The following is a 21881-nucleotide window of genomic DNA, read 5'->3' on the forward strand; positions in this document are numbered from 1 at the left end:
GTGATTTGGATGTTTAACGAGCAGCTGCCTAAATGGGAAGCGCAGGGGGTAGAGCCTCCAGAAAGTAAGAAAGTAACAGGGTATCAGCCTAAGGAGAAGCCTCCCTCCGATTGGTTTAACTGGTTTTTCAACCGGATTTATAAGGTTTTGCAGGAGATCAGAAACACGGTTTATCAAAAGTCGGAAGTGGATTCGAATATAAAGGCCCATGCCGATGTTACGACCGGCGCCCATGGAGCAACTTCGGCAGCAACAGCCAATGCAATCATTCAAAGAGATGCTAATGGACAAGCCAACGTTGGGACTCCTACAGCAGCATCACATATTGCCAGAAAACAGGATGTAGATTCAGTCTCTTCAGCTGTCGGGTCCGCTAATGATGCGGCCGCAGCGGCTCAGAGAACGGCGAATAATGCGCTTACTCGGGCAAATACGAGCTTGCCAATGGACGGAACTGGATCAATGACGGGAGTTTTAAAAACACAAACTATAGATTCGACCACACTAACAACTACGCGTAAACAACTGATGAACTCGAACAACTCCGAAATTTATGTTGGTAACGATAGCGCTAAATTGACGCTAGAAAGCTCACAAGACCCTTTTTTATTGAGAGCAGGACAAACATTTAAATTTTGGCATTCTGGAAACATGGGGACGGGTTCCGGCCTTAATGCCGATATGCTCAATAATCTACATGCCACGGATTTTGTAAGGATAAATAGCGACAACGCAATGAACGCTGGAATATCCCTAAAACCAACAACAAACCAAATAGGAGACAGCACAGGAAGCAAAGCTACTTTTGAGGTTAAAGGAGCAGGCGGGGCAAATGATGCTGCTTTCATTCAATTTCATCGTCCTAATTCGTTCGCTTGCTACTTTGGAATTGATAAAGACAACAAGCTTAAAATCGGTGGATGGTCCAATGGTACTAATGCCTACGATATATGGCACGCTGGCAACATGGGTGCTGGCAGCGGACTTGACTCAGATACTCTGGATAGCTTACAACCTTCATATGCAGCTGTTGGTAACACGGTTGTGACACGTGGAGGTAGTGGCGAAATTCACGCAACTAACTTCACCGCAAACGGCACATCGGCAGATGGAACAGGGCGATATTACATCGGTGATGATGCTTTCATTGAAGATTTTAACACAGCAAATGCTTTTCGAGTCGTAGGCCGTCAAAACGCTGCTACCGCGGATATCTATTGTGGGACAAACAACTACAAGGTTTGGCATACTAGGGATTTGAGAATCAATAATGGAGTTCCTGAATTTAACATCAACGGTACATGGGTTCCATCAGGAGGAATCAAGAAAGTACAACGCGGTTTATTAACCCATAGCTCTGCCGGGGTGGAAATTACACAAGATATAGGGCAGGTAAACCCTAATAATGCATATGTGATTATCTCTTATACTGGTGAGTATTCGACATATGCGATCAACTCGGATATTCGGGCGAGGATTATTGATTCAGGAGCCGATTCGGGCAAGAAAGTAGCATTTTACAAACGTTCTGCCAACCCAGTCGAAATAGCTTGGCAAGTTGTCGAGTTCAATTAAGGCGGTGGTGGTTCCAGATGATAAATAAAGTGCAGCGTAACATTTACAATATGACCGCTGGGGAAAAGGCAGTTAATATTGTCATACGTCCCGTTAACACAGACAATACAGAACTACATGTAACATGGTCTGGTGAGGCTGATGGTGGATTTATACGCGGCGACATAAGGATACGTTTGGTTGACTCATCAACGATTGAGATTTACAAAAAATCTAATTATGCCGTGGATGTTGCATGGCAGGTCATTGAATATCGATAAGGAGCTGACAACATGCCGGAAGATGAAATTTTAAACGAAACAACGCCTGAAGGTGAAGGGGTTGAACAAGAGCCTAGTCCGGTTGAGGTCATGCGGCACTACGCATACCTGGATGATAACGGCGTTTGTTACGCTATAAGCAGCATCACCGCTGAACTGCCCGAGACAGATCGACTAATCCACCTGGATGCCGGACATGAGGTTAATATGGGCGATAGGTATGAAGATGGTGTTTGGATTTCAGCTCCACCTCGGGAGCCGCTGCCAGAGCCCATTCCTTTCGAATTAATCGGTCAGCAGCTTGTAGAACGAGAACTTGAAAACTTGGAGCTGAAAGCAGACAATGAGCTGCTGGGGCGGCAACTTGTCGATCTTGAAATCAGGCTCATGGAAGGAGGTTTATAGGATGAGTGATTATGAGCGCTTGAAAAAGTACTATGAAAACAATTGGGCCACAAAGGAGCAATTGCAGAAGTATGTCCAATTTAACAAGATTACTCCAAAAGAGTATGAAACGATAACCGGCGACGCTTATATTAACAATTAAGGGAGCTGATAATTGTGAAGATAGGAATATGGGATAAAGATGAAAATCGCTTTGTTGATGAAAATGACGGATGGAGTTTATATATCTGGCATGATGGGAAGGTGTATGAGGTTGATGCCGCTTCGTCTTCTGGGGACTCTTGGCTTGATCGAAGAGACTTTTCACAAAGGTATGAAGCAAGATTAAAAGCATAGTTGTACATCAGTCGCTCAGTGTAGCGGCTTTTTTTTAGCCGAAAAAGTGGAAGGGGAAATGACATGAAGGCAAATGTGAATGGCATCCATGTGGAAGGTACACCTGAAGAAATAGCTAGATTTGTAGAGCTACAGTCTATGAAAGTAAAGGCTTGTTGCTCAAGTCAACCGTTAATTTGGAAAAAAGGAAACTATGGGCCGGGGGAAGGGATATACATCTAAAGATGGATATTTCCTTTAAATATAACAAGCCCACATTAGTTGGGTTATTTTTATGCCTAAAAAGGTAGAGAGGAGCAACGCATGCAGGATGTGGCAGCATTCACTACCGCCGTTTCGGTATTGGCGGCGATTAGCGGAATTATTATCGGTTGGTCCGGGAGATCCCGAGCCATTCGGCAAGATATTAAAAAAGAGGCTGGAGACGGGGCGGTCCTTCATGCTGATGTTGAGTACATCAAGCGTGGTGTCGATGACATTCGCCTTGAACAGCGCGCCCAAGGAAAGCGGATTGATGAGCTTGCCGAGAGGGTGACAAGGGTCGAAGAATCGGCTAAACAAGCTCATAAACGAATGGATCGGCTCGATTTGGCACCGCGACACGAAAGAGAGGACTGATAATGATGCAAGATGGACAATTTTTCACATGGGAGGCTCTTTCCGCTATGGGAGGAGCTTCTTTACTCACGTTTTTTATCGTACAGTACTCCAAAAATGCAATTGATCGATACCTTAAGCTGCCAACAGACATTTATAGCGTATTTATTGCTTACCTGGTCCTTTTGGCCGCGCAGCTCGCCACAGGCGCAAACGGTGCGGACTGGCGCTTGTATGTGCTGACTTTTGCTAACTCATTTTTGGTAGCCGCGGCGGCTGGGCAAATACAGCATAAGTCCCAGAATCCACCCGCAGTGAAGGCGAAAGGGGAAGGCTCACAATGACGCAATTCAAAATGAAATATGATATTATTCCTCGTTACTTAACTGGTCCTAGCTTGAGACGCCCATGCATTCCGACGCTGGGCGTTCGCTTTATGGTCGCTCATGATACAGGCAATCCCGGATCTACGGCAGCTGGCAATGTATCCTATTATGAGCGGAGCCGAGATGAGATGGAGGCAAGCGCCCATATCTTTGTAGATGATAAGGATATTATCGAGTGCGTCCCTTTTCTGACGGCAAAACCGGAAAAAGCTTGGCATGTAGTTTATAACGTTGCAACTGACAATAATTTGTTCGGGGCCGATTCGAACGATGCGGCTGGGGGCGTAGAGTTATGCTACGGTGGTAGCATTGATCTGCAGGAGGCATACAACCGATACATTTGGGTACTTGCTTATAGCTGTTATAAGTATGGCCTCGATCCAGGCAAAGACATCACAGGGCATTACATTTTAGATCCGGCCCGCAAAGTCGATCCTATGAGCGCCTTTAAGTTACTTGGAAAAACGTGGGATGAGTTTGTTCAGGACGTAACAGATGAATATATTGATTGCCTGCGGGCAGAGGAGGACGATGATAATATGCCAATGAAGTTGGAACAATGGCAATGGGACATGCTTTATGAGGTTATGGGGGAGGCTTACAATGCGGACCAACTCAATTGGAACTGGATGCAAAAGATCGTAGATAAGACTCTAACAGCTTCAGAGCTCGCTTTCCTCAACACGGTACTTGATGGCCGGATTGATCGTAAAATTGAAGTGTAGAGAAATGAGAACATGCAAAAGCCCTCTTTCCTTCATCCGGGATTGAGGGCTTTTTTATCATTCATTTTTATTTACCATTCGTAGAGCTTTGGCAGCTTCATCCATTTTCAACCCACATGCCCCTAACGCATTGGACGCATACATAATGCCGCTCAGCATTTCTTCATCACTCAGTTTGGAAATATCGCGACCCCACGAGTGAAACAATTCCCGAATCCGTCTAATTGTCTCCTTCTTCTGAACCATTTAGCACTATCACCTTTCAGGTAACTAAATTAATTCATTTTGATACTTGGTTCATATCTTCATAAGCTTCCATGAGATTTCTAGCACGTTTCAAAATTTGTGATGGTGTTTTTCCAACCCTTGGATCAAGAATACTACTCATAATACCAATGAATACAGCTCGACGATCAGAAAGATTATTCTCCTTCAGAAGGAGTTCTTTGAAATATTCAATACTTGCAAAATCCTCCATCATGTACGCTCCTTAATTCATTTTGATTCTTCAGCATATAATAAGAATCCCAGGATTCCACCAAAACCCATCCATTTGTTCAATTTTTGTTAGCTAACTCATCGCGCAGAGCTTTCTGCAATACCTGGGAGAAATTTATACCGGCTTCTTCGGCTGCGACGTTGAGATCGTGCGGGATGGTCAAAGTTTTTTTATCGTATTTGATTTTCTCGTTTAAGGAGCAGGTGGCAATAATAGTTCGTTGACCACTCTTTAACTCGATCTTATCTAGCGGTGTAGGCGTAGGGATTTCTTCGTTATCCTCAAGCCGGCTTTCGATGGTTAACTTGAGAACTTCGTTTGCTCTTCGAATCGCTTGGTTGACATCATCTGCTTGGGAAAGCGCCTCGTCCAAATCAGGGAATGTTATTGCAATGTGTTTCCCCGTAAAATCTAACACAGCTACATAAGAATATTCCTTTTTCACTAGTGAATCCTTCCTTTCAATGTTTTATATCTATATTTGAAGGGTGGGGGCTAAAACCTTAGCCCCGACTTTTTCTCGATGTCCTTAAGGATATGTATTGCGACGTCTTTTTCAGGATGTACAACTGTCACTTTTGCTTTGATCGTCGGGTGTTTATACTGCCAATGGTCTCCAACCGTTTTAACCCAGTACCAACCATTGTCCCTTAAGATTTTGATTACTTCCCTCGACGAGTAGCTCCTCAACCTTCCCCTCACCTCCCATAAATATTATAACACGTATTGATACGTATTACAAGTGAAAGTTATGAATTTATCCTCTTGAAAACAAGAACAATTGTTCGTATATTAGTAATATCCAATATCACAAGGAGGGCGCTCATGAAACCAAATAAACTAACAGCAGGCGCTAATGTAATGTGGGAATCGTCCAGAATGATGCTGCCAGAGCATCGTGAACGGAGCGTATTTCTTTATGGGCAGGAAGATAAATTGAAAAGGCCGGAGTTAACCGAAGAAGAACAGCAGGAGCTTTTTGGCCGGTTAAAAGCATCCTTATCTAACACGATAGAAGTAACAATAAAAGTTTACACAGAATATGGATATGAAAAATACAGCGGCGTTGTTGGCGGGCTAGATCCACGACATAAACTCGTTAAGTTGGAGTGGCGAGCGGACTGGAAGTTGATTGAATTCAGAGATATCGTCGGGGTTGATCTATGTGTTGAAGGATATTGAGCGTAAGATACTTCGGATCATTGGTAATTACTCCATTCTGCATAAGAGGACACCAAGCATCCGGGAACTCGAAATTAAGACCGGTCGCGATCGGGATGGTATATATAAAGTGTTGTCCATTTTGAATCAGGAAGAATATATTCAGTGGGATCAGCAACATCCAGATCGAATTGTTTTACTGGAGGCATGGGAACGAACCCCGAGTTATTATACTTACAATTTTGATTGAAAAATAAAAAAGAAGCTTATGAATCAGGCTTCTTTTTTTCTTCATATTATTTGTGTTTCGTTTTTCCAAAGCTCCAATGGCTGAAGCGGGTAGGCATCCCGTAAGCTCCGAAGGTATAGATGATGTCTGCAGGGCATATCTCATAGCGCATCGGGTAATAGTCCAGACCGAAGCCGGTCGCGATCTCGGAAATTTCGGCAATGGCGTATTCCAGCTGCTTGATATCGTCGGCGTTCATCGTGCAGCCCTCCCCTCGGATTTAGGAAAAAAGGTTCGCAGCGCTTTATAGACTTCACCTTTTTCCCTTATGACATAATGCACGAATTTCGGATCATGAATATTGCGGTAAGCGGACATCAGGGTGCTGCTGCGGTTGTATTGATTGACTTCGCCATATCCGAACAGGTTCGATCGTTTCACCAGCTCATGAATCAGCTTGACGCACCGCTCGTTGTCCGAGGTCAGATTATCTCCGTCGGAGAAATGGAACGGATAGATGTTATAACGGGCCGGGGAGTACCGCCGATCGATTAAGTCTACAGCCAGCTGATAAGCCGAGGAGCAGATCGTACCGCCGCTCTCGCCTTTGGTGAAAAATTCCTCCTCCGTAACCTCCCTCGCTTCGGTATGGTGCGCGATGAACACAATCTCGACATGCTCGTATTTGGTGCGCAAAAACCGGGTCATCCAGAAGAAGAAGCTTCGTGCGATATATTTTTCAAACGAGCCCATGGAGCCTGAAGTGTCCATCATCGCAATGATAAGCGCATTGGATTGGGGCACGGTGATTTCATCCCATGTTTTGAAGCGGAGGTCATCCGGACTGATGCCATGAATGCCGGGAATGCCTGCTCCTGCGTTGCGGCGGAGATTTTCGAGAATCGTCCGTTTCTTGTCGATGTTGGACATGATTCCTTTTTTGCGGATATCGTTGAAAATAATGTCCTTGGTCATTACGTTGTCTTTTTCCTTCTGCTGCAAGTTCGGCAGCTCCAGCTCCTCGAAGAGCATCGTTTGCAGCTCCTCGAGCTGTACCTCGGCGTCGTAATAATCGTCTCCCGGCTGGTCGCCGGCGCCTTCTCCTTTGCCCGGACCTTGAGAAGGGGTAGGGTCTACGCCGAGCACATCGCCGACCTGGCTTTCTCCGTCGCCCTGGCCGACGTGCTTGCTTTTGTTGTAGTTGTATCGAAACCGGTATTCGTCCAAGCTGCGAATCGGTACTTTGATAATGTGCTTGCCGTCAGACATAATAATGCTCTCATCCGTAACAAGGTCAGGCAGGTTCTGCTTAATCGCTTCGCGTACTTTTTGCTGATGCCGGGTTTGGTCCTGATACCCTTTGCGGTGCAGAGACCAATCCTCTCGGGAAACGGTAAATAATGGTTCTGTCATGTCGGACACCTCCTGAAATGGGTTGGTTTCATGCATAATGAAGCGGACGGTTGACAGGACAATAAGGGAAAAAAGTGCTTGTTACTAAATATATTCAAGTGGGAGGGGGATATGTGAGGGGGACAAGGGCCTATTTTTTGTACCGTAACCCGTTTATTAGAGGGCAAAAAGGTCCCGAAACGAACTAACGGGTAGACACCCCAGGAGACGAAAAAAGTCTTCCTGATGCTCCAGCTTATCGTTGGAGATCAAGAAGACTTCTATTGGTTGGGTACCTTTGGTTCAATTATTCAGCGGCAGGCTGAACGACGATTTTCCATGCTTTGCCGATAGGAGGCAGGCTCTTGGTCATCATCGCATCGTAGAAGGCGATAACTCGAGTGCCTTTTGCCAGAGTGCTCTTATCTACAGCTTCGCCTTTCAGATTGACGACAGTTGTTTGATCCGTCACTTGCAGCACAATCTCCTTCTGGGATTGCTCGTTCAAGCCGGTACCTTTAATCAGCAGGCTGGTTGCTCCGCTATCGCTCGTACGGACTTCTTCAATATTGCCGGCGGTGCCCAACATTCCTTTTTTGTCGGCTCCGTCCAGTACCGTAATTTTATAAGTCGGAGTTTGCGGCGGCAGGCTCAAGGTAGCCACCAGAGAATGCTCGGCCTCGACCTTTTGACCGAGTGTCAGATCGGCGAAGGTCAGCGGAGTGCCGTCCGCCTTCTGGTATGTAGTTTCATCCGATAAAGTCAGTACGGTGCCTTCCGTTCCGATTCCGTTAATTTGAACGGCTTTGTGGCCGTCTACGTCACGAATAGCGGTAATGACGCCCTGAGTCAGTACGGTTTTTTTCTGTTCTGCGGCAGATACGGCAACGGAATTACCGTCTTTAGTGACGGATGCGTGCAGAATCTCTTGGAAAAAGGAAGCTGGAACGTACATCGTGTTATCCTTCAATTCAGGTGCAGTCCCGAGCGTTTTAAGCATTTTATTGACGCTGTAGCGGTCGTCGCCTACTTTGACGTTAGTCCATTGCGGACCTTTGCTTAAGTCTACAGAAGAGTCCTCCTGCTTCCAGGTCAAGGTGAAGCCAAGGGATTCGGCAATGGCGCGCAGCGGCAGCATAGCTTCTTGGGCTCCGGATGCTTGATACCCGGTAAGGGAAGCGGCTTTGCCGTTAACGGTAACTTGAATCTGCTCTGCCGCAAGGGTTGCGGATAGGGCTTGCGGTTCCTCTGCCAGAGGCATCATATTCGGCGCTGCATAAGCGGCTCCTCCGCCAAGTGCCATGGAAAGGGCCATAAGAGCGATTCCTTTTTTCATTACATTGTTCATAGTCTGGTTCTCCTTTTGTCTGAGCTTCGAATGTAACAAAATCAATTACAATACCATAGACGGGGAAGGGCTCCCAATTGTTGCACGAAATGCAAAGAAAAAGGCTACCCCTCGATCATTCAAAGGATAGCCTCTTTCATTCAACTTCATTCAAACAGGATTAATGTGCTACTTGGTTGTAGGTCATAATCCAGATGGAGCCTGCTACAATCGTCAACAGGATGACAAGCCCGAGAGCCAGCGCCATCATGTTCCAGCGTGCGTTTTCTCCTTCTTTCAAATGCATGAAGAATACGAGCTGAACGGCGAACTGCAGGATCGCCATAATCAGGATGATGACGATTCTTGCGCCTTCACTGAACATGTGGTTCAGGATGACGACGAGCGGGATGATGGTCAGCACGATCGACAGGATGAAGCCAATGACATAAGATTTCAACGATCCGTGAGATTCGGAATGTGCGCCGTGTGAATTATGTTGACTCATCTTACATCACCCCCATCAAGTAAACGACCGTGAAGACGAAAATCCACACAACGTCAAGAAAGTGCCAGTACAAGCTGATAACATCGACTTTCCGTTTGGTAACCGGTGTAATGCCGTGTTTTTTCAACTGGAACATAAGACCGATCATCCAGCATAGACCGAGCGATACGTGAAGTCCGTGCGTACCGACCAGCGTAAAGAAAGCGGAGAGGAAGGCGCTTGTCGAGATCGTTGCACCTTCATGATATACCATAGTGATGAACTCATTAACCTCAAGCGCAACGAAGGAAGCGCCAAGAAGTGCCGTAACGGCCAGCCAGCCGATCAGCTGGTTTTTGTTGCCTTTGTGCATGGCCAGTACGGCCAGACCGCTCGTAAAGCTGCTTGTTAACAAAATGAATGTCTCTGCGATAATACCGGGCATTTCGAACAGCTCTTTGGGTGTCGGTCCGCCGTTGGTATTGCCGTGAAGAACGATATAGGTAGCGAATAAAGTACCGAATAAAATACAGTCCGTAATCAGGAAGATCCAGAACCCGAACGTTTTGAGCGACTCATGATCATGATGACCGTGGTCATGATGGTCATGTCCGCCGTGCGCTGCCGCATGTGCCATTAGACCTTCGCCCCCCTTAATGCAGCTTCCGTCTGTTTAATTTCATCTACCGGAATGTAGTAGTCCGTGTCATACGAGAACGAACGCGCCAGCATGCAGATGAGTACACCGATCATCGCCGGAATAGCAAGCCATAGCCAGCCCCATACAAAACCGAATCCGGCAAAGAACCAAAGAGTCGATTTGATGAACGGAATCGCCGAGTTTTTCGGCATGTGAATCGGTTCAAGCGGAGCAGTAGGCTCCGGTTTGATGCCTTGAGCGAGCTTTTGCTTTTTCTCCCACCAATCATCCACATCGTGAACATGAGGCTCAACAGCAAAGTTATACATAGGTGCAGGAGATGGAATGGACCATTCCAGCGTGCGGCCGTTCCATGGGTCACCAGTAACGTCGCGCTCATGATGCTTGATGCTGTAGGCAATTTGCCATACTTGGAAAATGAACGCGATCCCCATAAAGAAGGCACCGACAGTCGAAATCAAGTTCAGCGGGCCCCAGCCCATATCGAAATCGTAAACGGTCGTACGACGAGTCATTCCGTCGAGACCCAAGAAATATTGAGGCATAAAGCAGACATAGAAACCGATGTTCCAGAACCAGAAGGCCCATTTGCCCAAATGCTCATTCAGCTTGAAGCCGAACATTTTTGGCCACCAGTAGTACAGCCCTGCGAAGTAACCGAACACTACGCCGCCGATCAATACTTGGTGGAAGTGTGCGATCAGGAAGTAGCTGTTATGGAACTGGAAGTCTGCAGGCGCTACGGACAGCAGAACCCCGGTCATCCCGCCGATAACAAAACATGGGATGAAGGCTACGGTCCACAGCATCGGCGTCGGATAGGATACCCGGCCGCGGAACATCGTGAACAGCCAGTTGAATATTTTAACCCCCGTCGGGATCGCGATAGCCATCGTCGTTATGGCGAAGAAGACGTTAACGTCGGCACCCGAGCCCATGGTGAAGAAGTGATGCACCCAGGTAAAGAACGAGAGTACGCTAATAATAATCATGGCAAAAACCATGGAATTATATCCGAACAGCTTTTTCTTGGAGAAGGTAGCAACGACCTCGGAGAAAATACCGAATGCCGGCACGACCACGATATAAACCTCCGGATGTCCCCACATCCAAATCAGGTTGATATACATCATCGGGTTACCGCCGCCGTCAAGCGTGAAGAAGTGAGCGCCCAGGAAGCGGTCCATGAATAACAGTGCCAAGGTAATGGTTAAGATAGGGAAAGCGAAAATAATCATGATACAGCTGGAAAATACGGACCAGGAGAACATCGGCATTTGCATGAGCTTCATGCCTGGCGCGCGCATTTTCAGAATCGTTACGATAAAGTTAATACCGGTCGCCAAGCTTCCGATACCGGAAATCTGGATACCCCAGATATAGAAGTTTTGTCCGACACCCGGGCTGTGAGACAGCTCGGAAAGCGGCGGGTACGCAAGCCAGCCAGCATCCGGCGAACCGCCGATGACGAAGGAGACGTTGAACAGCATAGCGCCCCAGAAGAACATCCAGAAGCTCAGGGAGTTCAGGAACGGATAAGCAACGTCGCGCGCTCCCAATTGAAGCGGCACAACGATATTGAACAGACCGAACATAAGAGGCATCGCCATGAACAAAATCATGATAACCCCGTGTGTCGTAAAGATCTGGTTATAGTGCTCCGGCTCCAGGAATTTCATATCAGGCATGGCAAGCTGAAGACGCATGAGCAGGGCGTCGACGCCGCCGCGGAATAGCATTAGAATGGAACATAGAATGTACATGATCCCGATACGTTTATGGTCAACGGTCGTCAGCCATTCGCGCCAAAGCCAAGTCCATTTTTTGAAATAGGTTAGCACGAACACGATGGCAACCATAGCGAGCCCAATACTGACTTGTGCTCCTAAAATCATCGGATCGCCTGTTACAAAAAACCAGGATGCAAAATCTTTTATTTTATCCAGCATGTGTATGCCTCCTTTCGTTAGTGTTAATGTCCAGCATGCGGATTCGAGGTTGTTGCAGGCTGAACAGCTTTAGACGGCTCCTGCTTGGCGGAAGGTTCGCTGCCGGCAGAACCATGATGGGCATGAGTGCTTCCGTTTACGGCATATTTCGTCACGATCTTATTGAATAGTCCCTCAGGGAAGGAAGAGAAGTACTGCTTGGTTGACGTACCCGGTGCAGCCAGCTGGTTATATCCGTCCATTGTCAACGGGCCCGAGGATTGCTTCACTTCTTTAACCCAATTATTGAAATCTTCATCCGATGTAGCGTGTACCTGGAATTTCATATCGGTGAAATGCTTGCCGCTGAAATTCGCTCCGGTTCCGTAATAAACGCCTTGTTCATCGGCTTGCAGGAACAAGGTCATGGCCATGCCGGACATCGTATACATTTGACCGCCCAGCTGAGGAATCCAGAAGGAGTTCATCGGAGCATCGGAAGTAAGCTCGAATTTAATAGGTGTATCTTCAGGAATTTCAATGTAATTGACGGTTGCAATACCTTGCTCAGGATAGGTGAAAAGCCATTTCCAATCCAGAGAGGTTGCTTGAATCGTGATCGGCTTCTTATCGGAAACAATCGGCTTGGATGGCTCCAGGGCATACGTTTCGCGAGCCGTAACAGCGGCCAACAGGATGATAATAACAATAGGAATCCCCCACCATACTACCTCCATCATCGTACTGTGCGACCAGTTCGGTTTGTAAGCAGCTTTGTTGCCTGGTTTGTCTCTATACCGCCATACGATGTAAGCGGTCAGTATGAGCACAGGGACCAGTACGATTCCGCATAAGATAGAAGCGGTAATGATCAGATCCTTTTGACCAGCGGCGATAGGGCCCTTCGGGTCCATAACCATAATGGATTCGCAACCCGAGAGAAGCACCAGCATGGTCAGAAAGATCAGCGGAGTCACAATCCGAGCAGCTTTTTTCGTTAGTCGCATGTGTAATATCATCTCCTTAAGTTTCTCGAACGCTCGGATAAAGCAGGTTGTGAAATGTGGAACGTTCTTAGCTATTTCTTAAGATAGCAGATATTAACCGAGATTTCGCCGTTGTTAACAAATACGTCAAGGTTTCGTCTTTTTTCTGTAATATAAAGTTCACGAAAATGACGACTATTAATTTTTGGAAAAGAAAAACCCCTCTAAGATCGCTCTTAAAAGGGGTAAAATGTGAAAATATGTCAGGTTTTGTGGAACTATTGTTGAATTTTGTCATTTTCGTCATCCAGCATACGGGAATGAACGAGATGAATGGCGGTGCGAATCACATAAATGTGAACACTGCCTACCAAGAAGCCGACTCCCACCATGAGGGACGTGTTACGATCGCTAAAGTGATGTAAATTAAATAAACATAAGACAAGACCAATGCCAAGAATGCCCCAAGCTGCAGCCGTCATCCAGTTGACAAGACGTTGTACATCCTTCACATTTTGACGTACGCCGCTAACCGATGCTGTTTTCGTAGTCATAATGGTCACTTCCATTTCCTTTGTAAGTGTTTTCTTGATACCAGTATAGCATAAAATGGTTGGTTTGTTCAAGGAATGTTCAATTTTTGATCGAAATTCAGACAAATTTAGATAAAGGTCACTGGAAATACGCCTTGCGGGATGAAAGCCGCCAGTCCATACTGCGCTCTACCTTATAGAGTGCTCAGAGTACGGAAAACATAAAAAAGAACAGGTTACCATAAATTTTTCCATTTTATCCATCCCGTGTTTATTTTAAGATCGTTTTTGTAAGCGCAAACATAAAATCGGCTTCGGAAAGGAGGAGTCATCTAACCAGTCAAGGATAGGTTTAGAGCTTGTCGAGCTGCTGCAGGGAGGAAGGTCCGCTAGTCCGTATGGCTGCAAGCAATCATTTATTTATCAGGAGGGATTGGATAATGAAGAAAAAGGTCAAAACAATGGTAGCGGGAGCTTTGTTAGTATCAGCAATGGTTTTGCAAACTGCGGTAGCCTGGGCCGCAACCACGACGACTATTGATTCGGATGGGCCTAATACCGGACAGGACGCTTATCAAATCTTCAAGAGCAAGCTGGGCTCCGACCCCATTGACGGACCGGGGGATGCAAGCCATATTTGGGAGACCACCTCGTCACCGGTCGGCAACGTATTTCAGTTCAAGCTGAACAGCACAGGAGACTACGATGGCTCCAATACGGATCGGCAGCGCAACGAGCTGAAGGCTTATAACAGCTCTCCAAGCGCCGTCAAAGGAACCAACGGGACGACGATGACGTATAAATGGAAGTTTAAAGTGCTGAACGGCTTCCAGATGCCGCCGTCGGGGAACTTTTGCCACATTTTTCAGCTGAAAGCATCCGGCGGCGATGACGGCGCGCCAATTTTGACCTTCTCGGTTGAAAAAAACAAGCTGACGTTCCGCCACAGTCCGATAGGGGCCGATATGAGTCAGGTGACGACGCTTGCTTCAACGGATTGGTCCAATGTCCTGAATACTTGGGTAGAAGCTACGGTAACCGTGAAGAACTCGGATAACGGAACGGTATCGATGACGCTGAAGAAGCTGGACGGAACGACCTTGATGTCTTATAGCGGAAGCAAGGATATGTGGAGAGACGGAGCGGATTTCAATCGTCCCAAGTGGGGGATTTACCGCAAAATTTTCTCCGGCATGACGGAAGCGAATATACAGTTCGCCAATTTCAGCATTACGAAGCAATAATATTTCTTCATTGATAGTACAGACTTTGGGCACTCCTCTGACGGGAACTTCAGGGGAGTGCTTTGTTTTATGACAACTAAATCGTAAAAAATCACAACCTCTAGTTTAAGTAAAGCCATGGAAGCGGTTGAGTACAAGTAGTATGATGGGGGAAGAACCTCATTTCATGAAAGAAGGGAACAAAAGCTCATGTTAAACCAGAAAGCATTCATTGAAGAGATCATGGGATTTGACGTTCTGGATACACATACCCATTTGGTAGGACAGCAGCTGAGTGCCCGTGATTTTTGGGAAATTGCGCATTATTTTTGGCTAAACCGGGAGATGCAGGCCGCCGGGTACCCGGATCAGGCGATGGAGCTGCCAGAGGATGAGCGCATCGAGTCTTTCTTATCCGCTTACAAGGCGAGCCGCAATACGTTAATGAACTGGGTATTCACGCATATATTCAAAGATTTGTACGGCATCGAAATCCGCGACGCCCAATCCATCCGCGAAGCCGATGCCGCTGTTCGTGCTTCCAACGACCGCCCGGGCTGGGCGCAGGAGGTGGCGGACAAGCTGAACATTTGCGCTTTCGTAACGAATATGCCGGATCACGCGAAATGCAGCCATATGAACAGAGACGCCATTCTGATTCCGCGCGTTGACGGAAGACTGTTCGAATGGACCAAGCAAATTCATCAGGCCGATCAGCGGGAGCAAGCCCTGGAAGAAGTGACTCAATCGATCCGCGATTTAATAGCTTCCTATAAGGAAAGGGGCTGTCCGGGCATCATGACGACGCTTCCCGGCTACGATGCCAAGGCTAATGAGGAGGTTCCGCTGCAAACGGCAACGCGGGATCAGCTCATGATGCGGGTACTCCACACGATTTGCGGGATATTGGAGCAGAACGGAATGTTCCTGCAGCTCTTCCTCGGCGTGGAACGCTCCTGGTGCGACACGGCGATACCTGTCAATGACCCGCTGCGCATAGCGAAGCTGTCGGGTTTGTTTGCTCGCTACCGCATTTCCTTCGAGCTGGTCGTTGCTTCGGAGTTGAACAATCTGGATGTTGTGCAGGCGGCCTGGAACTATCCTAATGTTCATGTGGGCGGCATGTGGTGGTTTAATTTCCGCGCAAGCACTTACCGTGATATCATGCAGTATCGTATGGAAGCGTTACCTGGAATCAAAAGCTCGCTTATCGTGTCGGACGCAAGGAATATCGAATGGTGCTACGGAAAAATCCTTCTTATTAAGAAGCTGATGGGCGAATATTTATATCAGCAGATCGAAGCGGGCTGGCTTGATTATGACACGGCAATCCAGCTTGCAAAGGATTGGCTGTATAACAGCGCGGCGCAGCGTTACGGGTTCAGCTTGAATTCATAAAAATACAGAATTGGCGATATAGCCAATGAAGGGGAGAATGAAGATGAAGGCACTTTTGGTTGGCTTGGGAACCGCAGGCTTTTCGTGGTATAAAAGATTGAGAGACAAAGGATTATTGGCCGCCGTAGTGGAGACGGATGCTTCGATGAAGGAGAAGATGGGGGACGATCCGTTCCCGTTCTATACATCGCTTAGCGAGGCGCTGGAGAAGGAGCAGCTGGATTTCGTCGTCAATGTGACCTCGCCTATGGCGCATACGGTCGTTAACAACGCCGCTTTCGATAAGAAGCTGCCGGTTTTGTGCGAGAAGCCGATATCGTTTGATTACGAAGAATCCATCGAAGTGGTGGAGCGTGCCGCTAAGGAGAACATTCCCTTCATGATCGCCGAGAATTACCGCCGCCATGCCGCCGTGCGCAAATTGAAGCAGCTGCTGGATGAAGGCGCTATCGGACGGATTTCCGCTATAGACATCCTATTTTATCGATATCACCATGTGCAGCGCAAATATACGGTCAGCCTGCTGGACGATATCGGCGTCCATCATTTTGATATGATCCGTTATTTGACCGGTGAGGAAGGAAAAAGCGTCTACGCGGACATGTACAATCCTATCGGCGGATGGGATGAAGAAGGCGCCATCATTAACACCAGCGCTCTCCTGGAGATGGCAGACGGTGTGAAGGTCAGCTATACCGGTTCTATCGCCTCCAGGGGGGAACAGACGCCTTGGCACGGCAATTGGCGGATCGAAGGAACGGAGGGCACGATCCAATACGAGAATCAGGAGATCCATCTCATTAAGGATGGGGTCAAGGAAACGATTACCAACTACAGCGGGGTAGATACTTCCGATACGTTGGCGGAATTCCTGGCATCGCTTAAGGAGCAACGGGATTCGGAAACCAGCGGTGCGGATTATTTGAAATCGCAGACCCTGGTGCACTTCGCAAAATTATCGAGTGCCGAGGGACGGAAGGTAGAGATCAAGTACCCGAGCTAGCGTCTGCTCCCAGGGGACTCCGGTGAAGAAAGGGGCTGTACTTCAGGTGAACAGGCAACCTGCAGGCAGCCCTTTCGTATGTCTTGCTCACCACAATACAATGTAAAATTTAGGGGCTGCCCTAAATATACCCTTTTAGTGGGGTCAGCTTATTCAATTCTTGGGATGGAAGGGAATCGTATGAAAAGAACCGTCGGCACATGGATGATCATAGCGATTGCAGCTGCTGGTACTGCCGGTTGTTTCCACGACGATACAACAAAGCATCCGGCGGCTGAGCAGGACAAGCCTGCGAAATTTTCCATCTCTTACACTACGACCTCAAGCAGCGGATATTTTTCGCGGATTGGGGATCTGAGCCGGGAAAAGTGGGTCCTGAAGCTGGGGGAGCTGACCCATACTTCCCTCGATGTCAAGGTGATAGAGGAATCGAAGCTTCCGGTCATGTTTGCAGGCAGCAGCATTCCGGATGTCGTCGGAAGCAACGGTACGCCTACCAGTACGATCATGTCGGGTTCGGTAGAGGCCGGCGTCTTCATGCCGATCGACGATTTGTTAAAGCAGTATGCCCCCAATTTGCTCAAGAACGTGCCAAAGGATGCATGGGAGGCGGTATCCTACAACGGAAAAACGTACGGTATTCCAACCTATTTGACGAACCCTTCCCGAAGAGCGACCTTTATCCGGTCGGATCTGCTGGAGAAGGCAGGTCTCAAGCCGCCGCAGACGGTGGAGGAGTTTCTCGATGTGCTCAGAGCCTTTAAGAAGATGGGAGTTGAGCATCCTTATTTAATGAGGGAGAACCTGAAGTACGCCGACATCATCCTCGGAGCTTACGACGTGCTGCCATACCGCGATCAGTTTGAAGTGGCGGACGGGCAGGTTGTTCCCAAGTTTTTTGATGTCAAGCATATGCAAAAAGCGCTGGAGACCTACAAGACGATGCTGGATGAGGGGCTTATCGCCAAAGATTTCGCGACCATCTCGTCGGCGGATTTTATAAGCTATATTCGCTCGGGCAAGGCGGGAATCTGGTCGTCCAATGCGATCGGTCTGGTTGATTTCCGGACCTCGATCAAGCAGGCCGTTCCTTCGGCCCGAGTAGATATTATCCCTTCTCCGAAAGGTCCGGAAGGCACCGGCGGGTACTTCCACTATACTCCCGTCATTTCGGCTTTTTACATTAATAAGAACGTAAAGCCGGACACAGCGGCGCGCATCATACAGTTTTTTGACTGGATGCAGACGCCGGAGGCGGAGAGGTTCTTTACTTTTGGCATTGAAGGGGATACCTATACGATAGCAGACGGCAGGATCCAGTACAAATTTCCTCAAACGAAGGAAGCGATAGAAGAAGAAGGCTGGCGCAGCGGCACACTGTGGGGGGCTCATGACGCCGTAGCCAATAGAATGCGGCTGCAGCTGGATCAGAACGGGCGGGATACGCTGTTTGCGCTCGACCATATTGTCAAACATGAGGGATTGCCGGGCATCGGCTTTAATCCGGATTTGATTTCATTCGCCAAATACCAGGATCTGGCTCCTATTACGCAGGATGGTGCTCCGAGACTCATTATGGATCATATCATCAAGATGATTTACGGCAAAGAGCCTATCACCGATTGGCCCAAGGTCATCCAGGAGTACAGGCAAAAAGGCGGAGAAGAAATCATCAAAGAAGCTACCCAACGCTATAACCGCAGGGAAGGAATCGTCAACCTGTATGAAACCCGTTTTTAAATAGAACGATACGATTGCTTCGCAAAGAGAGGATTCTTGCTTATGACCGTTGCAAAAGGAGCTGACTTCCATGCATTTGCTCATCGTTGATGATGAACCGATTATTCGTTTGGGACTGGTCAAAATGGCAGAGGTCTATGCCCCTTCCTTTGAAGGGATCCGAACGGCAGAGAACGGCTTGGATGCATTGAAGAAAATTCAAGCATTGGAGCCGGACATTGTCCTGACCGATATTCGCATGCCCAAAATGGACGGATTAGCGCTTTGTCAGGCGATACATAGCGATTATCCTCATATTCAGACCGCTGTTATATCCGGCCATAACGATTTTGAGTACGCGCAAAAGGCGATGACCTATGGAGTTAAGCATTATTTATTGAAGCCGCTGATGAAAAATGACTTGCATAAGATGCTGGGGCAGCTGGTTCAGGAATCGGCGACAGGCTACTTCTCCGTCTCCCGGTATATTGAATGGATCGATGCGATGGAGCAGTGCATCTGGTCGCTTCAGATGGATGAATTGACCCGGCTCGCAGATTTGTGGAGACAGTACTGCCTATCGGCCAATTTCACATTGGCCAAGCTGAAGGAGCTGCTGGAGGACTGCACGGCGATGCTGATCAAACGGTTTCATGCAAGAGGCGTATTAAAGGAATACGTGAGCCCTGAGCTTCAAGGCTCCAGCACGAAGTTGCTGCTGGATTCTTTTGAAGAACGGCTTCGTCAGATGGCGTTCAGCCTGCTTGCAACCCGCAAAGGGAACTACAAAGATCCGATGGAGGAAGCCAAGGCTTACATCGACAGCCGGCTGTCCGAGGATATTACGCTCGATCAGGTTGCGGCGATGATCGGTCTGACTCCGACGTATTTCAGCGCTTTATTCAAACGAATGACCAACGAAACGTTCGTCCGTTACCGGATTAACCGGAGAATGGAGAAGGCCAAGGAGCTTCTGTCCGTTCCTCATATCCGGATCGTCGATGTGGCGGAGCTGGTAGGGTATGACGATTATCCGCATTTCACCAAAACATTCAAAAAAATGTACGGCATCTCGCCGTCCGAATTTCGCAGTCAAATGGGGATCAAATGAAGCGTGGAAGTGTGTACCGCAAGCTGTTTGTTTACTTTTTAGTCGTCATCGTCCTGTCCTTGTCGAGTGTCGGCATCTTCTCTTACACCACTTCTTCGCAGGAGCTGGATGTATTAGTGAAAAATCAAATGACGCAAATTGTGGCTAACGCCGTCCATCATACCGATCTATATCTGCAATCGTACGAGCGCTCGATGGTTTCTTTGTTGACGAACAGAGAGGTGAAGAGGTTCCTGGATTTGCCGCCCAAGCCGGAGTTTTACGAGTTTTTCGAATACCGCAAAACGATTAAGGAAGCAGGGGTCGATCCGGTATTTATCCGCAATCCGGAAATCGCCTCGATCTATATCATAAGCTTCAATGAGAATGCGGCCTATTATTTCTACGATGTGCCGGAACAATCGTTCAGCGCCCATGATATACGCGAGCAATTGAGCTATTACCGTGCCAATACCAATGAGGACGGCAGTCTCAGTATATTAAATCACAGTATATTGAACGACACACGGTCCCCCATGCTGACGCTCATCCGGCAAATTAAAGGCTTGTCGTCCCCGGCACCCAAAGGAATTCTTGCGATAGAAATGCGGGTATCGGATCTCGCCGCGATGTGGAAAGGAGTCGAGCTTGGGCCTAAAGGATACTTTTTTATCCTGGACGGGAAAGGGCAGATCGTCTACCATCCGCAGCGCGAAAAGGTAGGCTCCTTCGTCAACGACGACCTAAAGCGTAAGCTTAGCGCCAGCGAGCTGTCGCTCGTTGATAATACGGAGGATGGCATTCGGCGAATCTACATGTCGCAGAAATCCGACTATTCAGGCTGGAATCTCGTTGTTTCCATGCCCCTCGACGAGCTGCGCAAGCCCGTATCCAAAATACGTACGACAACGATCATCGTCGGCTTGTTTACGCTGTGCATTGCGCTGCTGTTGGCATACCGTTTCGGCAAATCCATTACGGAGCCGATCCAGGTGTTGAAGAACGGAATGAGGCAGACGGAGAAAGGCAACTGGGCTGTCATTCCACTGCCGGAGCGCTACGATGAAATGGTAGAGCTCATGATGCGCTACAATCTCATGGTCAACCGGCTGTCCGAAATGGTGGAAAAGGTGTATCAGGTCGAGCTGAAGCATCAGGAAATGCAGCTTGAACGGCAAAAGGCGGTGCTTCAATCGCTGCAGCTGCAGATCAATCCTCATTTTATGTACAACACGTTGGAAATGATCGTATGCTACGCTTTCATCAGGGATTCGGAGGAAATATCCGAAATCGTCAATTCCCTGGCCTATATGCTCCGCTATTCGGTTCAAACGAACCTGGAGGAAATCACGATAGCCAATGAGCTGAAGCATGTGATGTATTATCTCGTCATTATCCGTCATCGTATAGGACGCGAGTTTGAAGTCGATGTGGCCGTTCAGCCGGATTACCTGCTGCATAAAATGGTCCGGCTTACCCTGCAGCCGCTGGTCGAAAATGTATTCCAGCACGCATTCCCCGACGGAGTGGAGGATTATCATTTTATCCGGATTGACGCAGGGGAGAACGACGGCATGTTCTGGGTCAGCGTCGAGGATAACGGTATCGGCATTAGCGAGGAGGAGCTGTCACGGCTGCGGGCCAAATTAAATGCGAACCGGTTGGCGGACGAAGAGGCCGGCAAGAAGGGCGGCATCGGGATTCTGAACGTGCACCGGCGTATTCAAATGGTATTCGGGGAGTCTTACGGCTTGCGAATCGAGAGTGCACCCGAGCAGGGAACGAAGCTGATTATGATGATGCCGTCTGTGATTGATAACAAATAGGAAGCTAACCTCATGAAAAGCTTGTGTTCCATGGGATTCGAGGGATACAGGTTAAATAATGAATATGCCGAGGTTAAATTAAGACTATCCGTTGAGCCTTAATCTCCGGTTCCTGAGCGCTTTCGGTTAAATTCG

The 21881-nt window shown here is 47.9% G+C and carries 27 protein-coding genes and 1 pseudogene; 16 read left to right on the forward strand and 12 right to left on the reverse strand.

Annotated features, from left to right (window positions below; translation table 11 throughout):
• Positions 1-9 precede the first annotated feature (9 nt).
• From B1728_RS00855 to B1728_RS00885, 9 genes are all read left to right on the forward strand, one after another.
• Complete coding sequence (locus B1728_RS00855) at positions 10-1575, forward strand: hypothetical protein (protein ID WP_079908284.1); 1566 nt, start codon at positions 10-12, stop codon at positions 1573-1575.
• A 17-nt stretch (positions 1576-1592) separates the two neighbouring features.
• Complete coding sequence (locus B1728_RS00860) at positions 1593-1835, forward strand: hypothetical protein (protein ID WP_079908285.1); 243 nt, start codon at positions 1593-1595, stop codon at positions 1833-1835.
• A gap of 12 nt (positions 1836-1847) precedes the next feature.
• The gene (locus B1728_RS00865; RefSeq protein WP_079908286.1) at positions 1848-2240 is read left to right on the forward strand and encodes a hypothetical protein; all 393 of its coding nucleotides are present in this window, start codon (positions 1848-1850) and stop codon (positions 2238-2240) included.
• Position 2241: 1 nt separating this feature from the next.
• Positions 2242-2382, forward strand: coding sequence for an XkdX family protein (locus B1728_RS00870; protein WP_079908287.1), 141 nt, complete (start codon positions 2242-2244; stop codon positions 2380-2382).
• 14 nt (positions 2383-2396) lie between these two features.
• Positions 2397-2576 carry a hypothetical protein gene (locus B1728_RS35635; protein ID WP_144027723.1) on the forward strand — a complete coding sequence of 60 codons (180 nt, stop codon included), beginning with the start codon at positions 2397-2399 and terminating at the stop codon, positions 2574-2576.
• A 63-nt stretch (positions 2577-2639) separates the two neighbouring features.
• The gene (locus B1728_RS36040) at positions 2640-2798 is read left to right on the forward strand and encodes a hypothetical protein (RefSeq protein ID WP_179135828.1); all 159 of its coding nucleotides are present in this window, start codon (positions 2640-2642) and stop codon (positions 2796-2798) included.
• Positions 2799-2879: 81 nt separating this feature from the next.
• The gene (locus B1728_RS00875) at positions 2880-3194 is read left to right on the forward strand and encodes a hypothetical protein (RefSeq protein ID WP_079908288.1); all 315 of its coding nucleotides are present in this window, start codon (positions 2880-2882) and stop codon (positions 3192-3194) included.
• Between the two features lie 2 nt (positions 3195-3196).
• Positions 3197-3517: a hypothetical protein gene (locus B1728_RS00880; RefSeq protein WP_256865186.1), complete on the forward strand. Its 321-nt coding sequence runs from the start codon at positions 3197-3199 to the stop codon at positions 3515-3517.
• On the forward strand, positions 3514-4284 hold the full coding sequence (locus tag B1728_RS00885) for a peptidoglycan recognition protein family protein (protein ID WP_079908289.1): 771 nt from the start codon (positions 3514-3516) through the stop codon (positions 4282-4284). Before B1728_RS00880 ends, B1728_RS00885 begins: the two co-directional genes overlap by 4 nt.
• A 57-nt stretch (positions 4285-4341) precedes the next feature.
• Here the strand turns inward: B1728_RS00885 and B1728_RS00890 are convergent, their stop codons facing one another.
• The 4 genes from B1728_RS00890 to B1728_RS00905 form a co-directional block, all read right to left on the reverse strand.
• Positions 4342-4530: a hypothetical protein gene (locus B1728_RS00890; RefSeq protein WP_079908290.1), complete on the reverse strand. Its 189-nt coding sequence runs from the start codon at positions 4528-4530 to the stop codon at positions 4342-4344.
• Positions 4531-4564: 34 nt separating this feature from the next.
• On the reverse strand, positions 4565-4765 hold the full coding sequence (locus tag B1728_RS00895) for a hypothetical protein (protein ID WP_144027724.1): 201 nt from the start codon (positions 4763-4765) through the stop codon (positions 4565-4567).
• A 76-nt stretch (positions 4766-4841) separates the two neighbouring features.
• The gene (locus B1728_RS00900; RefSeq protein WP_179135829.1) at positions 4842-5228 is read right to left on the reverse strand and encodes a type II toxin-antitoxin system HicB family antitoxin; all 387 of its coding nucleotides are present in this window, start codon (positions 5226-5228) and stop codon (positions 4842-4844) included.
• 50 nt (positions 5229-5278) lie between these two features.
• Positions 5279-5485, reverse strand: coding sequence for a type II toxin-antitoxin system HicA family toxin (locus B1728_RS00905; protein WP_306293499.1), 207 nt, complete (start codon positions 5483-5485; stop codon positions 5279-5281).
• Between the two features lie 123 nt (positions 5486-5608).
• On the opposite strand from B1728_RS00905, the gene B1728_RS00910 reads away from it, so the two are divergent.
• Entirely contained in the window at positions 5609-5965 is a 357-nt protein-coding gene (locus B1728_RS00910) for a YolD-like family protein (protein ID WP_079908294.1), read from the forward strand.
• 290 nt (positions 5966-6255) lie between these two features.
• Here the strand turns inward: B1728_RS00910 and B1728_RS00920 are convergent.
• The 8 genes and pseudogenes from B1728_RS00920 to B1728_RS00955 all read right to left on the reverse strand — a co-directional run.
• Positions 6256-6432, reverse strand: a pseudogene (locus B1728_RS00920) (SpoVR family protein); the annotation flags it as partial.
• The gene (gene yhbH / locus B1728_RS00925; RefSeq protein WP_079908296.1) at positions 6429-7586 is read right to left on the reverse strand and encodes a sporulation protein YhbH; all 1158 of its coding nucleotides are present in this window, start codon (positions 7584-7586) and stop codon (positions 6429-6431) included. The pseudogene B1728_RS00920 and the gene yhbH, both read right to left, overlap by 4 nt.
• Positions 7587-7872: 286 nt before the next feature.
• Positions 7873-8913, reverse strand: a complete 1041-nt coding sequence (locus B1728_RS00930) for a copper amine oxidase N-terminal domain-containing protein (protein ID WP_079908297.1) — start codon at positions 8911-8913, stop codon at positions 7873-7875.
• Positions 8914-9073: 160 nt separating this feature from the next.
• Positions 9074-9400, reverse strand: a complete 327-nt coding sequence (gene cyoD / locus B1728_RS00935) for a cytochrome o ubiquinol oxidase subunit IV (protein ID WP_079908298.1) — start codon at positions 9398-9400, stop codon at positions 9074-9076.
• Position 9401: 1 nt separating this feature from the next.
• Positions 9402-10016, reverse strand: coding sequence for a cytochrome o ubiquinol oxidase subunit III (gene cyoC / locus B1728_RS00940; protein ID WP_079908299.1), 615 nt, complete (start codon positions 10014-10016; stop codon positions 9402-9404).
• Entirely contained in the window at positions 10016-11989 is a 1974-nt protein-coding gene (locus B1728_RS00945; RefSeq protein WP_079908300.1) for a cbb3-type cytochrome c oxidase subunit I, read from the reverse strand. Before B1728_RS00945 ends, cyoC begins: the two co-directional genes overlap by 1 nt.
• A gap of 23 nt (positions 11990-12012) precedes the next feature.
• Complete coding sequence (gene cyoA / locus B1728_RS00950; protein ID WP_079908301.1) at positions 12013-12975, reverse strand: ubiquinol oxidase subunit II; 963 nt, start codon at positions 12973-12975, stop codon at positions 12013-12015.
• A gap of 257 nt (positions 12976-13232) precedes the next feature.
• A complete protein-coding gene (locus tag B1728_RS00955) occupies positions 13233-13508 on the reverse strand; it encodes a hypothetical protein (RefSeq protein WP_079908302.1) in 276 nt (91 codons plus the stop codon).
• 419 nt (positions 13509-13927) lie between these two features.
• On the opposite strand from B1728_RS00955, the gene B1728_RS00960 reads away from it, so the two are divergent.
• From B1728_RS00960 to B1728_RS00985, 6 genes are all read left to right on the forward strand, one after another.
• A complete protein-coding gene (locus B1728_RS00960) occupies positions 13928-14731 on the forward strand; it encodes a heparin lyase I family protein (RefSeq protein ID WP_079908303.1) in 804 nt (267 codons plus the stop codon).
• 189 nt (positions 14732-14920) lie between these two features.
• Positions 14921-16108, forward strand: a complete 1188-nt coding sequence (locus tag B1728_RS00965) for a glucuronate isomerase (RefSeq protein ID WP_079908304.1) — start codon at positions 14921-14923, stop codon at positions 16106-16108.
• Positions 16109-16151: 43 nt separating this feature from the next.
• Positions 16152-17111: a Gfo/Idh/MocA family protein gene (locus tag B1728_RS00970; protein ID WP_079908305.1), complete on the forward strand. Its 960-nt coding sequence runs from the start codon at positions 16152-16154 to the stop codon at positions 17109-17111.
• Positions 17112-17291: 180 nt separating this feature from the next.
• On the forward strand, positions 17292-18851 hold the full coding sequence (locus tag B1728_RS00975) for an extracellular solute-binding protein (protein ID WP_079908306.1): 1560 nt from the start codon (positions 17292-17294) through the stop codon (positions 18849-18851).
• Positions 18852-18921: 70 nt separating this feature from the next.
• Positions 18922-19941, forward strand: coding sequence for a response regulator transcription factor (locus B1728_RS00980; RefSeq protein ID WP_079908307.1), 1020 nt, complete (start codon positions 18922-18924; stop codon positions 19939-19941).
• A complete protein-coding gene (locus tag B1728_RS00985; protein WP_079908308.1) occupies positions 19938-21746 on the forward strand; it encodes a cache domain-containing sensor histidine kinase in 1809 nt (602 codons plus the stop codon). Before B1728_RS00980 ends, B1728_RS00985 begins: the two co-directional genes overlap by 4 nt.
• The last annotated feature ends 135 nt before the right edge of the window (positions 21747-21881 follow it).

The sequence above is a fragment of the Paenibacillus sp. 32352 genome, assembly GCF_002042965.1.
Lineage (GTDB): Bacteria > Bacillota > Bacilli > Paenibacillales > NBRC-103111 > Paenibacillus_S > Paenibacillus_S vulneris.

Bases quoted from the DNA above. Each gene is read 5' to 3' on its own strand.
- B1728_RS00855 (WP_079908284.1), top strand. From the start codon at position 10: ATGTTTAACGAGCAGCTGCCTAAATGGGAAGCGCAGGGGGTAGAGCCT.
- B1728_RS00860 (WP_079908285.1), top strand. From the start codon at position 1,593: ATGATAAATAAAGTGCAGCGTAACATTTACAATATGACCGCTGGGGAA.
- B1728_RS00865 (WP_079908286.1), top strand. From the start codon at position 1,848: ATGCCGGAAGATGAAATTTTAAACGAAACAACGCCTGAAGGTGAAGGG.
- B1728_RS00870 (WP_079908287.1), top strand. From the start codon at position 2,242: ATGAGTGATTATGAGCGCTTGAAAAAGTACTATGAAAACAATTGGGCC.
- B1728_RS36040 (WP_179135828.1), top strand. From the start codon at position 2,640: ATGAAGGCAAATGTGAATGGCATCCATGTGGAAGGTACACCTGAAGAA.
- B1728_RS00875 (WP_079908288.1), top strand. From the start codon at position 2,880: ATGCAGGATGTGGCAGCATTCACTACCGCCGTTTCGGTATTGGCGGCG.
- B1728_RS00880 (WP_256865186.1), top strand. From the start codon at position 3,197: ATGATGCAAGATGGACAATTTTTCACATGGGAGGCTCTTTCCGCTATG.
- B1728_RS00885 (WP_079908289.1), top strand. From the start codon at position 3,514: ATGACGCAATTCAAAATGAAATATGATATTATTCCTCGTTACTTAACT.
- B1728_RS00890 (WP_079908290.1), bottom strand. From the start codon at position 4,530: ATGGTTCAGAAGAAGGAGACAATTAGACGGATTCGGGAATTGTTTCAC.
- B1728_RS00895 (WP_144027724.1), bottom strand. From the start codon at position 4,765: ATGATGGAGGATTTTGCAAGTATTGAATATTTCAAAGAACTCCTTCTG.
- B1728_RS00910 (WP_079908294.1), top strand. From the start codon at position 5,609: ATGAAACCAAATAAACTAACAGCAGGCGCTAATGTAATGTGGGAATCG.
- yhbH (WP_079908296.1), bottom strand. From the start codon at position 7,586: ATGACAGAACCATTATTTACCGTTTCCCGAGAGGATTGGTCTCTGCAC.
- B1728_RS00930 (WP_079908297.1), bottom strand. From the start codon at position 8,913: ATGAACAATGTAATGAAAAAAGGAATCGCTCTTATGGCCCTTTCCATG.
- cyoD (WP_079908298.1), bottom strand. From the start codon at position 9,400: ATGAGTCAACATAATTCACACGGCGCACATTCCGAATCTCACGGATCG.
- cyoC (WP_079908299.1), bottom strand. From the start codon at position 10,016: ATGGCACATGCGGCAGCGCACGGCGGACATGACCATCATGACCACGGT.
- B1728_RS00945 (WP_079908300.1), bottom strand. From the start codon at position 11,989: ATGCTGGATAAAATAAAAGATTTTGCATCCTGGTTTTTTGTAACAGGC.
- cyoA (WP_079908301.1), bottom strand. From the start codon at position 12,975: ATGCGACTAACGAAAAAAGCTGCTCGGATTGTGACTCCGCTGATCTTT.
- B1728_RS00955 (WP_079908302.1), bottom strand. From the start codon at position 13,508: ATGACTACGAAAACAGCATCGGTTAGCGGCGTACGTCAAAATGTGAAG.
- B1728_RS00960 (WP_079908303.1), top strand. From the start codon at position 13,928: ATGAAGAAAAAGGTCAAAACAATGGTAGCGGGAGCTTTGTTAGTATCA.
- B1728_RS00965 (WP_079908304.1), top strand. From the start codon at position 14,921: ATGTTAAACCAGAAAGCATTCATTGAAGAGATCATGGGATTTGACGTT.
- B1728_RS00970 (WP_079908305.1), top strand. From the start codon at position 16,152: ATGAAGGCACTTTTGGTTGGCTTGGGAACCGCAGGCTTTTCGTGGTAT.
- B1728_RS00975 (WP_079908306.1), top strand. From the start codon at position 17,292: ATGAAAAGAACCGTCGGCACATGGATGATCATAGCGATTGCAGCTGCT.
- B1728_RS00980 (WP_079908307.1), top strand. From the start codon at position 18,922: ATGCATTTGCTCATCGTTGATGATGAACCGATTATTCGTTTGGGACTG.
- B1728_RS00985 (WP_079908308.1), top strand. From the start codon at position 19,938: ATGAAGCGTGGAAGTGTGTACCGCAAGCTGTTTGTTTACTTTTTAGTC.